The sequence below is a fragment of the Chryseobacterium luteum genome (assembly GCF_000737785.1).
Classification (GTDB): domain Bacteria; phylum Bacteroidota; class Bacteroidia; order Flavobacteriales; family Weeksellaceae; genus Chryseobacterium; species Chryseobacterium luteum.
Window position 1 is genome coordinate 96,478 of record NZ_JPRO01000013.1, and the last position, 14,017, is coordinate 110,494.

Sequence of the window (14,017 nt, forward strand, 5' to 3'; positions counted from 1 at the left end):
CCATTTTACATCTGATACTGCTTCAAAAAAACTAAATAACCATTAAAATTTTTATATGAAACATTTATTTAAGTACCTCTTTTTTATTACAACTGCTTTCTTTTCAATTGCATGCAGCTCAGACGATGAGGAAATTGACTATACAACACCAGTCGTTACGCACGTATTTTATAAAAATGCTGACGAATTCGCCTTAACTTATGATAAAACCGGAAATGTAAGTCAAACTATCAGAAATCAGGCGTTTGATCTATACAAAATGGGTAAATGGAGCGAACTGGAAGCTCTCTTTAAGGCCAATAATCTCAATGATGGATGGCCGCCTGCTAATGGAGGCTATAATATTGCTGATGACGTTTCCTTCCATGCCGGACAAAAATTTGACAGGTACAGCGGAGCTGTCGGCAGCTATGACGGAACAGGAATTCCTACCCTGGGAGGCAGCTTTACAAGTCCAATAGTAAACGGATACGTGTATACTTTTTCACAAAGAGCCTTAAATCAGCCCGAAAACAAATATGATTTTTATTATGAAATAGATGTTCTGAATAATTTATTACCTTTCAAGTCTCAAACAGCTGATGTAATTCCCTGGTTTAATCAGGTGGGCGGAGGAAAGCAAACCATGTGGAAAATCCCGATTGATGTAGCAACAGGTTATCAGAAAACATGGAATAAGCTGGCACAGGAAGGATATGTAAAAATAACGATCAAAAAAAGCCCGAGCGGAAAATACAATAACCTTGCAGGTACCGTTATTCAGCAATAAATAAACTCAGATGTATTCAATATCAAGAAAAATAAAACTCGTTAAGCCGGCTCTCGTTGTAAAAAATCATTTCATTAATGATGAAACAATTCCATCTGCTAAAACAAAATTCACTTGCTGCGATTGCAGCCATGAAAATACGATTGAAATTTTCCCGTATGAAACCGGGTTTCCTATCTTTCAGGTGTATAATGAAGATCGGATATTATCAAAAAGTGAATTATTAAATAACAGAATGGTTACCGAAACTTCACAAAGAATGATCCATCTTGGTGATCTAACGGTAAACGATTTACCGACTTTATATTTCGGAACAGGTTGCCAGGTTTGTCATTCAGAATACATCTGTGTATTCAGCTATGGAGAAAAACAACCCGGATTAACCGTCTTAAATATTTCAGGTGTCTGGAAATATGAGTAATGAAGATAAATTATTTTGAACTAGATAAAACAAAAATCAACAGTTATTGATTAAAATTTTAATCAATAACTGTAAATTTATTTTAGAACTGTTAATTTAAATAATTATGTGGATACAGATTCATTGGTTTTTGTCTCCACCCATAACGAGGTAGGGCTTTTATATCTTGAAGTATGACATTGCCATATCCAGCTTGACTGCATAATTTTGTTGACACCAATAAGATGATTTTCCATTGTAGACTTCATTTCGGGATCAAATTCATTAATTGCAATTTTAATTGAATTCGACAAAGAAAATATTTCGGTAAGCTGAGTCCGAATAATTTCAGCTATTATGTCTATACTTTTATGTAGTGAAATACCAGGGTTATTTAAAATATTAATAACCAAAAGGTTAGATCTCGATTTATTCCATATGACTTCTTTTTCAAAAGATACAAGATCATTAACTGAAATAGCAAAATCACTTACCACTTTATAAAGCCTTTTTAGAGATTGGTCAATTTTCTTTTTTTCGAGAAATTCCCAATTAAGAAATTTACCTTCACTATATTCGATCCAGTCTAAAATTAGATACATTCCTCCAGAATGGCAACGGTACTCTAGAAAATCATCAACACTAGGTACTTGTTCAAAAGAACAAATTTCATGATTCTTGTGTGTAATGCCAATATAATAACAGTAAGAACGTAAAAATTGAGAGAACCACTTTTGCGTTGAATTATTTTTAAATTCCTTTAGCATGTCTATATTCAGAAATTCTAAAGGGTCTGCTTTTGGACTAACAAGCAAATCTTCATTCAGCTTACTTATATTGTCAACGATAGCTTTTGCATTTTCATATTGATCTGGTGAAAGAAATTTAATTGTATCCCGCCCCATAATATCATTTAGATAAAAACAATAAGTAAGATTTTTACCAATACTGAGTACTTTTTCGGGAATACCATTAGGAAAAAGGAAAAAAGCACAAGTTATATGTTGATGAGAATTAGGAAGCCAGATATTATGCTTCTCGCCATATTCTTGGATATCATTTTTTAAATTCTTATTTTGGAGATGGATACTGAATTCTTTACTGAATTCTTCAGAATTTATTTCCGGGGATAGCATTTCTTTAAGAGACAATTGGGCTGATTGGAGTTCGTCATACTCTTCTTTAATGTATTTAAAAAAAGAAGAATCAAAGAGAGATTCGGATTTCATGTTATTGGTTTTAGTTAGTAATATTTTGTTTTTATGAAATATCTACTACACTAATGTAAGTCATATTTATTTACGATTTTTATAATTTATACTTTTATCTGAACATATAATTACTACATTAATTTAAATTAAATATTAAATCATCATTCAGATTCGATTATTGTTTTGATGTTTATTTTCAATTTATTATTAATTAAAACAAAAGAAAATTATTAATGCTTTTCATGATAAATTCTTTAAGGTGTATTTATAAATTTTATATATCAAAATTTATTACCAATCATTATCTTTGCGTAAATAATAAAATTCATGGAGAAAATTGACAGTCTGAACCAGGTAGCAGAATTCCACACCACTTTTAAAGCCCCTATTTTAGATATACCACAAATCCCTTCCCCGGAAAGATGCAACCTCAGAGTTGAGCTCCTACAGGAAGAATTAAATGAATTAAAGCAGGCTATTGCTGATAATGACATCGTAGAAATAGCTGATGCCCTGTGTGATCTTCAATATGTTTTAAGCGGAGCTGTGCTGGAATTCGGACTTGGCAATAAATTTGTAGAGCTATTCAACGAAGTACAGCGTTCCAATATGTCCAAAGCATGTGACAATGCAGAACAGGCAGAGGAAACTGTAGCATTTTATAAGGAAAAAGAGGTAGAATCTTTTTACGAAAAATCAGGTGAGAAATTTAACGTTTACAGAAAAGCAGACCATAAAGTTCTTAAAAACAAGTATTACTCTCCTGCAGATTTAAAAACAATTATCGAAAAATAGTATGAAAAAATTTATTACCCATATTATTGCCGTTTCAAGCTTTGTCCTGGCTTCCCAGCAGTTCAGCGCCCAAAAAGTGGTGATGAACCGTGAAGTAGACACTCAGAAAGACGGCAAAATGCTTTTGGGAAACCAATTCAAAGAGCAGTTTTTAAAGGCCCCTTATGCAGACTGGTATGTAAAAGAGCATGACGAATATGCTATTGACCAGAAAGCGGTCGGTGATCTGAAAAAAGCTAAATTAACGACCTATTCTCTTATTGTTTTTATGGGAACCTGGTGCGAAGACAGCCACAGGGATTTTCCAAGACTGATGAAGATCCTGGAGGAATTAAAATATCCTGACAATAAGCTGACGATCATTGCCGTTAACCGCAAAAAGGAATCTCCTACCGGAGACGAGGTTCGTTATAACATCCAGAAGGTTCCTACCATTATTGTAGAAAGATATGGTAAAGAGATCGGAAGAATCATAGAAATGCCTGCCTCCGGATATATTGAAAGAGATCTGGTTGAAATTCTGAAAAAAGACGACAGTTCTGTAATCAAAGAAATTTTTAACAAATAAAATTGAGAAATTACAAAGTAATCATATCATTTGCAGCGGGAATTCTCGTTATGCTGATCCTGTTTTTCGGGCTTAAATCCTGTTTCAATATGGGCGGAAAAACGGAAAAATCGGATTATTACATCCTGACCAACCAGATTTCCAAAATGAATAAAATGGTGGTTCTGGAACAAGATATTTCCAGCATGCAGAAAACCAAGATGGGCTATGAGGTGTTTGGAAAAGAAGTTTCAAACAACAGCATTATTACCTACACCAAAACCAATGCCCAGGTTTCTTATGATCTTAATAAAATGAAAATGGAAGTGGATTCCATTAACAAAAAACTGGTTATCACCGAACTTCCGGAAGCGGAAATAAGAATTACCCCAAGCGTTGAGATCCAGTCACTGGACGATTCTTTTTTCAACAGGATTTCAGAAAAAGACATCAAAAATGTGACCCAGAAAGCTAAGGAAACTGCGGTTAATTCTGTCAATCAGAATCAGTTGAGAACGGAAGGCCGAAAACAATTAATGGAAAATCTTAATAATATTTTCGTTTTGGCAAAAGCTTTGAATTATACCATAGAGGATGAAACCGGCAAGCTCGGTGTTTTAGGACTCTAAAAAATGTAAAGCTATGGATTCAAAAGACAACAAAAAGAAAGAATCTGCCAACAGTGCAGAAACCAAAAAACAGAACCAGGATTTTCAAAATATTCCTGCTTCATCAGAAAACAGCAATCCACCCGATATTGATAAAGAAGATGTTCAGAAATCTTCAAAAAACAAATCAGGAAAAACGGATAATACCAAGAAATAAAATTGAAAGGTTCTGTCTCAAACGAGGCGGAACCTTTTTTATAAATTTCGCGCAGATTTTTTTCTGGAAATATTGAACCATTAAGGTTTGTTAAGTTTTTAAGTTTAAAACAGGATAAAATCGAAAGATTCTGCCCCAACGGGACAGAACCTTTCTTCTATCTAATTATTATATGGACTTTAATGTTATACGATCGTAGATTTTCCGATCTTGATATTTTCAAAATTGTAATAGGATTTCTCAGAATATTTGATATAATCTGCAATAAAACTCCCTACTTCACTTGTAGAATAGTGCTGCTCCGGGTTAAGGTCTGCTGTAACATATCCGTTGTCGATGGCATGATCCACTGCCCTTCTTAACTTATCAGCCGCTTCAGGAAGATCAAGATAATTCAGCATCATGGCTGTGCTCAGGATAGAGGCTACGGGATTGGCAATACCTTTTCCCTTAGCCTGAGGATAAGAGCCATGGATAGGTTCAAACAAAGCATTTTCTTCACCTATCGATGCTGATGGTAAAAGCCCGATGGAACCGCCGATAACACTGGCTTCATCAGAAATAATATCTCCGAACATATTTTCGGTCAGGATAACGTCGAACTGCTTTGGATTCAGAACCATCTGCATGGCCGCATTATCTACAAATATATAATCCATCTGCACATCAGGGTATTGAGAGGCAATTTTCTGGCAGGTCTTTCTCCAAAGTCTCGAAGTATCCAGAACATTGGCTTTGTCGATCAGTGTAAGCTTCTTTTTCCTTTTTTCAGCTTCTTTAAAAGCCATATGGGTAATAGGAATAATATCTTCTGTGCTGTATTTACAGACATCATAAGCATATTTACCGTCCGGATCTGTGTATTTTTCACCGAAATAAATACCGCTTACCAATTCTCTGAAGATCTGAATATCCGTTCCTTCAATGATCTCTCTTTTCAAAGGACTTTTATCGATCAGTGAGGGATAGGTTTTCAAAGGTCTGATATTGGCATACAATCCCAGCTCTTTACGGAGCTTCAGTAACCCCTGTTCAGGTCTTACCTTTGCCTCAGGATTGTTGTCGAAAACCGGATCTCCAATCGCTCCAAAAAGAACGGCATCCGAATCTTTACAGATCTTCAATGTTTCTTCGGGAAGCGGATCACCTGTTTTAAAAATAGCTTCAGCACCCATCAATCCATAAGAAAACCGGAACTGGCATTTAAAGACTTCAGTCACAGCATCCAATACTTTAATACTCTCACTGACCACTTCCGGCCCGATCCCGTCACCGGGAAGAACGGCTATTTTAAAATAACTGCTGCTCATACTTTTGTGTTTTAAGTTCAAACTGTTTTATCGCGTGCTTTTTGCTGATCAGAAAATCAATATCATCATAACCGTTGATCAGGCATATTTTTTTATAAGAATCGAGCTCAAAAGTTTCTGTTTTTCCGTTAAAGCTGATGGTTTGCTGCTCTACATCCACCGCAATTTCCGATTCAGGATTTTCCGTAATGGCATTTAAAATATCTTTTAAAAACTCTTCAGAAACTTTTACGGGAAGAAGACCGTTGTTCAGGGCATTCCCTTTAAAAATATCAGCAAAATAGCTTGATATGATCACCTTAAAACCATAATCGGTCAAAGACCAAGCGGCATGTTCCCTGCTGCTTCCACATCCGAAATTATTTCCGGCCACCAAGATTTCTCCTCTGTATTTCGTATTGTTTAATACAAAATCTGGATTGGGCTCTCCCGTATGGATATTGAACCTCCAGTCCCTGAACAGATTTTCGCCAAAGCCTTTTCTGTCAATACTTTTAAGGAATCTGGCGGGAATGATCTGGTCTGTGTCTATATTTTCCGCAGGTAATGGTACTGCGGTTGATTGTATATGTGTTAGTTTTTGCATTGTAATCTGTTTAGTTTAAACTTTCAAAAGCTGAAATTCTGCCTTCTATAGCGGCTTTAGCGGCAGTGAGCGGACTGGCTAAAATAGTTCTGGCTCCCTGTCCCTGTCTTCCTTCAAAATTTCTGTTTGAGGTTGAAACACAATATTCCCCTTCAGGAATTTTATCATCATTCATCGCCAGGCAGGCAGAACATCCCGGCTGACGGATCTGGAATCCCGCATCACTGAAGATCTTATCCAGGCCTTCTTCGTAAATCTGCTTAACAACCTGCTGAGAACCGGGAACGATTAAGGCTTTCACATTTTCGGACTTATTTTTTCCTTTAATATACTGTGCTGCTGAACGGAAATCTTCTATCCGGGCATTGGTACAGCTTCCGATAAAAACGTGCTGCACTTTAATGCCTGAAACTTCCTGTCCGGCTTTCAGGCCCATATATTTCAGTGCTTTTTCTTCAGATTCATTCTGAGGAACAGGAATAGCTTCATTTACTGAAATTCCCATTCCCGGATTGGTTCCGTAAGTGATCATTGGAAAGATATCCGAAGCGTTGAATATCAGCTCTTTATCAAAAACAGCTCCTTCATCCGTTTTCAGGGTTTCCCAATACGCCAGTTTATCTGCCCATTCTTCTCCTTCAGGGGCGAATGTTTTTCCTTTTACATAATCAAAAGTAGTCTGGTCAGGGGCGATCATTCCGCCCCGTGCACCCATTTCAATACTCATATTACAGATGGTCATTCTTCCCTCCATCGACATTTCCTCAAAAACATTTCCGGCATATTCACAGAAATATCCTGTTCCTCCATCGGTCCCGATTTTGGAAATAATATAAAGGATGACATCTTTGGGCTGAACATTATCATTCAATTTTCCATTGACTGTAATCCTCATAGATTCAGGTTTATTGAGCAATAGACACTGGCTGGCAAAAACCTGGGCAACCTGGCTGGTTCCAATGCCGAAAGCAATCGCCCCAAAAGCGCCATGCGTAGAAGTATGGCTGTCTCCGCAAACGATACTCATTCCCGGTTGGGTAATGCCCAGTTCCGGAGCTATGATGTGCACAATTCCCTGGTACTGATGTCCCAATCCAAATAATTCGATATTATTTTTTTTGCAGTTCTCCGTCAGCTGTTCTACCTGGTTCCGGGACAGTTCATCCCGAATGGGCTCTTCCTGATTGAGGGTCGGAACATTATGATCCGCAGTGGCTACGATCTGCTTGGGCCTGAAAACCTCGAGATTCCTGGCTTCAAGTTCTGCAAAAGCCTGGGGACTGGTTACCTCATGGATCAGATGCTTATCTATATAAATGATTTGAGGTCCGTCAGGAATCGCTTCTACGACGTGGGCATCCCAAACTTTGTCAAAAAGTGTTTTTTTACTATTGTCCATATTCAATTTTCCTGATTTTTAAATCAATACTATCCTATTTTCCGGGTGCATACTTCCATGATCATGTACAGATCATCATTTTTTACTTCTTTCTTTTGGTCAGCGATCTTTAGAAATTCCTGATACAGGAAGTCAAGTTCATTTTTAGTGATGTCATAACCGATATGTTTAAACCTGTATGCCAGTGCGGAACGTCCGCTTCTCGCTGTAAGAATGATAGATGAAGAATTCACGCCCACTTCTGCAGGATCTATGATCTCATATGTTTCACGGTTTTTAATAACGCCATCCTGATGAATTCCTGAGCTGTGGGCAAAAGCATTGGCTCCGACGATGGCTTTATTAGGCTGTACCGGCATTCCCATCAGATCTGAAACCATAAGGCTCATTTCATTAAGCATCTTTGAATTGATATCTGTATGAAAATTCAGGTGCTTATGCTGCTTTAAAATCATGACCACTTCTTCCAGAGCTGTGTTTCCCGCTCTTTCTCCCAATCCATTGATTGTACATTCGATCTGGCGGGCTCCGTTGATGGCTCCGTAAATTGAATTGGCTGTGGCAAGTCCTAAATCATTATGACAATGGCATGAAAGGACCGCTTTTTCAATGCCTTTTACATTTTCTTTCAGGTATTTTATTTTCCGGCCGTATTCCTCAGGCAGGCAATAGCCTGTTGTATCCGGGATATTCAGAACGGTAGCTCCGGCTTTAATTGCTTCTTCGCAGACTCTTGCCAGGTAATCATTATCCGTTCTTCCCGCATCTTCCGCATAAAATTCCACATCCTCTACATAGCTTTTGGCATATTTTACAGCGTCAGCCGCCCTTTCCAGGATATCTTCACGTGTTGAATTGAATTTATACCTGATATGGGAATCAGATGTCCCGATTCCTGTATGGATACGGGGTCTTTTTGCATATTTCAATGCTTCGGCAGCTGTATCAATGTCTTTTTTATTGGCTCTTGTCAGTCCGCAAACTTTGGCATTTCTTACCAATTTTGAAATTTCAGAAACAGATTCAAAATCTCCCGGACTTGAAATCGGAAAGCCTGCTTCAATTACGTCAATCCCTAGCTTATCAAGCCTTTCAGCGATAATCAGCTTTTGTTTTGTATTCAGTTTACATCCGGGAACCTGTTCCCCATCCCTCAGCGTTGTATCAAAAATTTCAATTTTTTCGGAATTCATAATGAAGTTTTTTACTTAATTTTGATCAAAACTACTGTTTACGATATTTTTACATTTTCATTTTCTCTGAAAATTACAATATTCAACAGCTGGAAAAACCAATTCATTAAATTGATAATCAATATATTATATTTTATAAATTTACAATGGCAGAATTGCAGAAAGATTTTTTGTTTGTACTGATTAAGTCATTAACCACTTCTGAAAAACGTCAGTTCAAACTGTATGTGAACCGTCTCGGAATTAATGTTGATGCCAAATTTCTGCTCCTTTTCTCGGAACTGGATAAGATGAAGGAATATGATGAGCATATCATTACCGAGAAAAAAATTTCCACCAAACAGCAGCTTTCCAACCTGAAGGCTCATCTGTATAAACAAATTCTGGTGAGTCTCCGCATGAATCCCAGCCACCAGAACTACAGAATACAACTCCGTGAACAGCTTGATTTTGCTAATATTTTATACCAAAAAGGACTCTATAAACAGGCTTTGAAAATATTGGACAAGACGAAGCAGTCTGCATTGGAACTGGATGAAAAAAGTATTGCTTCTGAAATTATTGATCTTGAAAAAGTAATTGAATCCCAGTTTATTACAAGAAGTATTGAAGGCCGTGCCGATGAACTGATCAAACAGTCCACAGAAATCAGCAGGCAGAACCATTATGCAACAGAGCTTTCTAATCTGTCACTGAAATTATACAGTGAAATGCTGACGCATGGCTATGTAAAAAACGATACGGACCGGGAAAAGGTATTGAATCTTTTCCATGAGCAGATTCAGAACATAAAACTGGAAAAGCTGAATTTTACAGAGAAATTGTGGTATTTTAAAGCTCATGTATGGAAAAACCAATTGCTGCAGGATTATAAATACACCCTGAAATATGCGCATCAGTGGGTGGATCTTTTTCATAAAAATCCTGAAATGATCATCAGCCATCCGGTATGGTATATCAAAGGAAACACCTATCTGCTGAAGATTTTATTCCTGTACGGAAATATTGATATTCTGGAAGAGCATTTTGAGCATTTCAATACGATGGTGAGGTCCCAGAATTTTGTCCAGAATGAAAACCTGCAGGCTTTAATTTTTCTTACGCATTACAATACTTTAATGAATATTCACTTTGTAAAAGGCGAATTTTTTACCGGAACAAAGCTTATTCCTGAAATTGAACTGAAAATGGAACGGCTCAGGGAAAGGATTGATGAACACCACTTTATGATCCTTTATCTGAAAATGGCTGCCATGTTCTTCGGAAGCAAAATGTTTGAAAAATCTATTGAATATTCGATGAAAGTCGTTGAGTGTAAAGGAAATGTTCAGGAAGATCTTCTTTTCCATACACGCATCCTGATCCTGATGGCCAAATTTGAATCGGGTAATGATGAAGATTATGATGAATTTATCAACTCTACCTTAAAATTTGCCCGTAAAATGAAAAAGCCGGAAGCATTTCATTTTGAAAGCATCCAGTTTTTCAAGAATATTAATGATCTGGTTTTAAATAAGCAAGAGAAAGCATTTAAAGCTTTTGATGAAGTACTGGAAGATTTTTCCAGGAATGAATATTACAGAAGATCTTTGCTGTATATTGATATTCATGGTTGGGTAAAATCTAAGGTGAAAAATGTGGATGTGATAGAAATTATCAAGCAGAAAGTCCGGTATAAACGGAAGAGTTAAACCCCGATTGGTGGCTGAACCACCCGAAGCCACCAGGCCGCCATTTAAATCCTTTCTATAAAATTCAACGCATTCTTATAACTGATCTTTTCCATAATTTCTGTGGAAAAATCCTTTTCAACTCTGCTGTTGATCAAATTAAATGCTGATGCATCGTCATATCCTTCAAAGAAAAATGGATAACGGGACTTATCCGGATGCCCTTTATCGTAGAAAAAATCTGCACCGTAGGCAATAGCATCTTCTGCTCCCAGATCGAGCCCATGCCGGATATGGTCATATAATCTCTCAGGACTCTTTTCATCAAGCCATTCCCTGATAAAATTAAGCCCGATCAGGCCTTTTCTTTTAATAACTTCTTTCGCCAGTTCATCCGGAAGATTTCTTTTTTTATCCTGCATACTCCTGTAATTGGAATGGCTTGCTATAATGGGAATTTTGTAATTTTTTTGGTCTGCATAATTAAGGATACCGTATGCCAGCTGATCACTGGTGTGGGAAAGATCAATAGCGATCCTTCGGTCTGCAATATAATCGATCAGGACTTTTCCATCCTCCTTCAATCCTGCTTCAGAGTTATTCCGCCACCGAAACGGTTTTCAGAATGGTGAGTAATTCCCAGATAAAGAATTTTTCTTGTGTTTTTGATGATCTCGTCCAGGTTTTTGAACCCTGCTTCCAAAGTATCATCTTCTCCACAAAAAGCAGATGCGTTTTCAATGGAAGCTATAATGCCTATCCTATCTTCATTTTCAGTATTTTTGTAATTTCCGTTTTCAAACAGGAAGAAGTTTTCATTTTTTAAAAGATCTGAAAATATCTTACTCTGTTTTGCTCCATCAACATTGCTGTTTACACCTGTTGAAGCATATATTGCCATTACCTGGAGCTTTACGTTTCCTTCTTTTAAATAAGGAAGTGAGCATCCTAATTCTCTGTCATCAATTGTTGAACCTGGTTTTAATAAATGACATAACAAATCACAGTGAAGGTCAACAGTGAAATTTTTCATATCGTAGTATATTTTTTTCTCCCGAATTAATACAGGATTTCAACGGAAAACCCTTATTTTCACAGGATTATTACTGCAAAACGCAGAGAATTTAAGCGCGTTTCTCTATGGAAAATTCAGGTTGGGGATGAATACATTTAAAATCACAGATGAAAATTTGAAGATTCAACAGCAATTCTTATTTCAAATATACTTTAAAAATAGCATATTATTTAAAAAATGCGTATTTTTGCCTCTTAAAATTTCTTAGTAAACAATGATAAAAATTACACTTCCAGACAATAGTGTCAAAGAATTCGAAGGAGAAGTTACTCCTTTAGATGTGGCAAAATCTATCAGCGAGGGATTGGCTAGAAATACCATTTCCGCAGTTGTAAACGGCAAACAAGTAGAAACTACCACACCTATAACCACGGATTCAACGGTACAATTGTTGACATGGAATGATGATCTTGGAAAGAAAGCATTCTGGCATTCTTCTGCCCACTTGCTGGCGCAGGCTATCCTTGAATTTTATCCTGATGCTAAGCTAACAATCGGACCTGCCATTGAAAGTGGATTCTATTATGATGTGGATTTCGGGGACGAAAGTTTATCTGAAAAGGATTTCGAGAAGATTGAAAAGAAAGTTTTGGAAAATGCCAAAAAAGGTTCAACATTCTCTTTATATCCTGTTTCAAAAGAAGAAGCATTAAAAACGTATGCAGACAATCCTTACAAAGTTGAGTTGATTTCTAATCTTAATGATGGTGAAATTACTTTTGTAACGCATGATAATTTCACAGATCTTTGTCGTGGAGGTCATATTCCAAATACGGGAATCGTGAAAGCTGTAAAGATTTTAAATGCGGCAGGAGCTTACTGGAGAGGAAATGAAAAAAATCCTCAATTGACAAGAGTTTACGGTATTTCTTTCCCTAAACAGAAAGAACTGACTGAATATCTTGAGCTATTGGAAGAAGCCAAAAGAAGAGATCACAGAAGACTAGGTAAAGAACTAGGAATTTTCGCTTTCTCGGAAAAAGTAGGTGCCGGTTTACCACTTTGGCTGCCAAAAGGTACTGCTTTGAGAAAAAAATTAGAAAATTTCCTTTCTGATGCTCAGAAAAAAGGAGGATACGAATTTGTAATGACACCCCATATCGGGTCAAAAGAATTGTACGTAACTTCCGGACACTGGGATAAATACGGTGCAGACAGCTTCCAGCCGATCAAAACTCCGAATGAAGGGGAAGAATTCATGCTGAAGCCTATGAACTGCCCTCACCACTGTGAAATCTACAAGACTTCACAATGGAGCTACAGGGATCTTCCAAAGAGATATGCAGAATTCGGGACTGTTTACAGGTATGAGCAAAGCGGAGAGCTTCACGGGTTGACAAGAGTTCGAGGATTTACTCAGGATGATGCTCACCTTTTCTGTACTCCGGATCAGCTGATGGATGAATTTAAAAAGACCATTGATTTAGTTCTTTATGTTTTTGGTTCGCTTGGGTTTGCAGATTTCACAGCTCAGATTTCATTGAGAGATCCTGAAAATAAGGAAAAATACATCGGTAGTGATGAGAACTGGGAAAAAGCGGAAACTGCTATTGTAACTGCTGCGAAAGAAAAAGGATTAAATACAATCACAGAATACGGAGAAGCAGCCTTCTATGGTCCTAAGCTGGATTTCATGGTGAAAGATGCTTTGGGAAGAAAATGGCAGCTGGGAACTATCCAGGTAGATTATAATTTACCGGAAAGATTTGATCTTCACTATATCGGGAACGATAATGAGAAGCACAGACCGGTAATGATCCACAGAGCCCCATTCGGTTCTATGGAGCGTTTTATCGCGATCCTGTTAGAGAATACAGCAGGTGATTTCCCGTTATGGCTAAGCCCGGATCAGTTCATTATTTTACCAATCAGTGAAAAATATGTAGATTATGCAAAAAAAGTTTCACAATTTTTGGAAAATCACGATATTAGCGGTCTGATTGATGACAGGAATGAGAAGACAGGGAAAAAGATCCGTGATGCGGAATTGAAAAAGATCCCATTCATGCTGGTTGTAGGTGAAAATGAAGAGAACGACGGCACGATTTCTGTAAGAAGACGTGGTGAAGGAGACCTTGGAGTGATGAATATGGAAGATTTTGTTTCTTACTTTAAAAAAGAAGCAGCGATTTAAAATTTAAATTAATAAAAGATTAAAGGATTAAAAAAATAAGAGATTGCATTTAATATTAAATGATTCAAATTTTTAATCTTTTAATTGAGAAAGATAGATAAGT

At 37.0% G+C, this 14,017-nt stretch carries 13 protein-coding genes and 1 pseudogene; 8 read left to right on the forward strand and 6 right to left on the reverse strand.

Annotated elements, in window-relative coordinates; translation table 11 throughout:
• The first annotated feature begins 55 nt into the window (after positions 1-55).
• Together IX38_RS13885 and IX38_RS13890 are read left to right on the forward strand one after the other, a co-directional pair.
• Positions 56-769, forward strand: a complete 714-nt coding sequence (locus IX38_RS13885; protein WP_034705967.1) for a glycohydrolase toxin TNT-related protein — start codon at positions 56-58, stop codon at positions 767-769.
• A gap of 10 nt (positions 770-779) precedes the next feature.
• On the forward strand, positions 780-1,190 hold the full coding sequence (locus tag IX38_RS13890) for a hypothetical protein (RefSeq protein ID WP_034705968.1): 411 nt from the start codon (positions 780-782) through the stop codon (positions 1,188-1,190).
• A 104-nt stretch (positions 1,191-1,294) separates the two neighbouring features.
• On the opposite strand, the gene IX38_RS13895 is transcribed toward IX38_RS13890, so the two are convergent.
• Positions 1,295-2,398, reverse strand: a complete 1,104-nt coding sequence (locus IX38_RS13895; RefSeq protein ID WP_034705970.1) for a terpene synthase family protein — start codon at positions 2,396-2,398, stop codon at positions 1,295-1,297.
• Positions 2,399-2,707: 309 nt separating this feature from the next.
• On the opposite strand from IX38_RS13895, the gene IX38_RS13900 reads away from it, so the two are divergent.
• The 4 genes from IX38_RS13900 to IX38_RS13915 are packed head-to-tail and all read left to right on the forward strand — an operon-like array spanning position 2,708 to position 4,547.
• Positions 2,708-3,175 carry a pyrophosphohydrolase domain-containing protein gene (locus IX38_RS13900; RefSeq protein ID WP_034705973.1) on the forward strand — a complete coding sequence of 156 codons (468 nt, stop codon included), beginning with the start codon at positions 2,708-2,710 and terminating at the stop codon, positions 3,173-3,175.
• Between the two features lies 1 nt (position 3,176).
• Positions 3,177-3,743, forward strand: coding sequence for a TlpA family protein disulfide reductase (locus IX38_RS13905; protein WP_034705975.1), 567 nt, complete (start codon positions 3,177-3,179; stop codon positions 3,741-3,743).
• Between the two features lie 2 nt (positions 3,744-3,745).
• Positions 3,746-4,351: a DUF4230 domain-containing protein gene (locus tag IX38_RS13910; RefSeq protein ID WP_034705976.1), complete on the forward strand. Its 606-nt coding sequence runs from the start codon at positions 3,746-3,748 to the stop codon at positions 4,349-4,351.
• A 13-nt stretch (positions 4,352-4,364) separates the two neighbouring features.
• Positions 4,365-4,547 (forward strand): hypothetical protein, encoded by a 183-nt coding sequence (locus tag IX38_RS13915; protein ID WP_034705979.1) that lies wholly within the window; start codon positions 4,365-4,367, stop codon positions 4,545-4,547.
• A 185-nt stretch (positions 4,548-4,732) separates the two neighbouring features.
• Here the strand turns inward: IX38_RS13915 and leuB are convergent, their stop codons facing one another.
• The 4 genes from leuB to IX38_RS13935 are packed head-to-tail and all read right to left on the reverse strand — an operon-like array spanning position 4,733 to position 9,035.
• Positions 4,733-5,857, reverse strand: coding sequence for a 3-isopropylmalate dehydrogenase (gene leuB, locus IX38_RS13920; protein WP_034705981.1), 1,125 nt, complete (start codon positions 5,855-5,857; stop codon positions 4,733-4,735).
• Entirely contained in the window at positions 5,838-6,443 is a 606-nt protein-coding gene (gene leuD / locus IX38_RS13925) for a 3-isopropylmalate dehydratase small subunit (protein ID WP_034705982.1), read from the reverse strand. The genes leuB and leuD overlap by 20 nt, the downstream gene beginning before the upstream one ends.
• A 10-nt stretch (positions 6,444-6,453) precedes the next feature.
• Complete coding sequence (gene leuC, locus IX38_RS13930) at positions 6,454-7,842, reverse strand: 3-isopropylmalate dehydratase large subunit (RefSeq protein ID WP_034705983.1); 1,389 nt, start codon at positions 7,840-7,842, stop codon at positions 6,454-6,456.
• A 29-nt stretch (positions 7,843-7,871) separates the two neighbouring features.
• Positions 7,872-9,035, reverse strand: a complete 1,164-nt coding sequence (locus IX38_RS13935) for a 2-isopropylmalate synthase (RefSeq protein WP_084680278.1) — start codon at positions 9,033-9,035, stop codon at positions 7,872-7,874.
• Between the two features lie 146 nt (positions 9,036-9,181).
• Between IX38_RS13935 and IX38_RS13940 the strand changes: the two genes are divergently transcribed.
• Positions 9,182-10,726 carry a hypothetical protein gene (locus IX38_RS13940; RefSeq protein ID WP_034705986.1) on the forward strand — a complete coding sequence of 515 codons (1,545 nt, stop codon included), beginning with the start codon at positions 9,182-9,184 and terminating at the stop codon, positions 10,724-10,726.
• A 44-nt stretch (positions 10,727-10,770) separates the two neighbouring features.
• On the opposite strand, the pseudogene IX38_RS13945 reads toward IX38_RS13940, so the two are convergent.
• Positions 10,771-11,738 (reverse strand): annotated as a pseudogene (locus IX38_RS13945) (dipeptidase).
• Between the two features lie 256 nt (positions 11,739-11,994).
• Here IX38_RS13945 and thrS point away from each other — a divergent pair.
• On the forward strand, positions 11,995-13,914 hold the full coding sequence (gene thrS / locus IX38_RS13950) for a threonine--tRNA ligase (RefSeq protein WP_034705988.1): 1,920 nt from the start codon (positions 11,995-11,997) through the stop codon (positions 13,912-13,914).
• Positions 13,915-14,017: the final 103 nt, after the last annotated feature.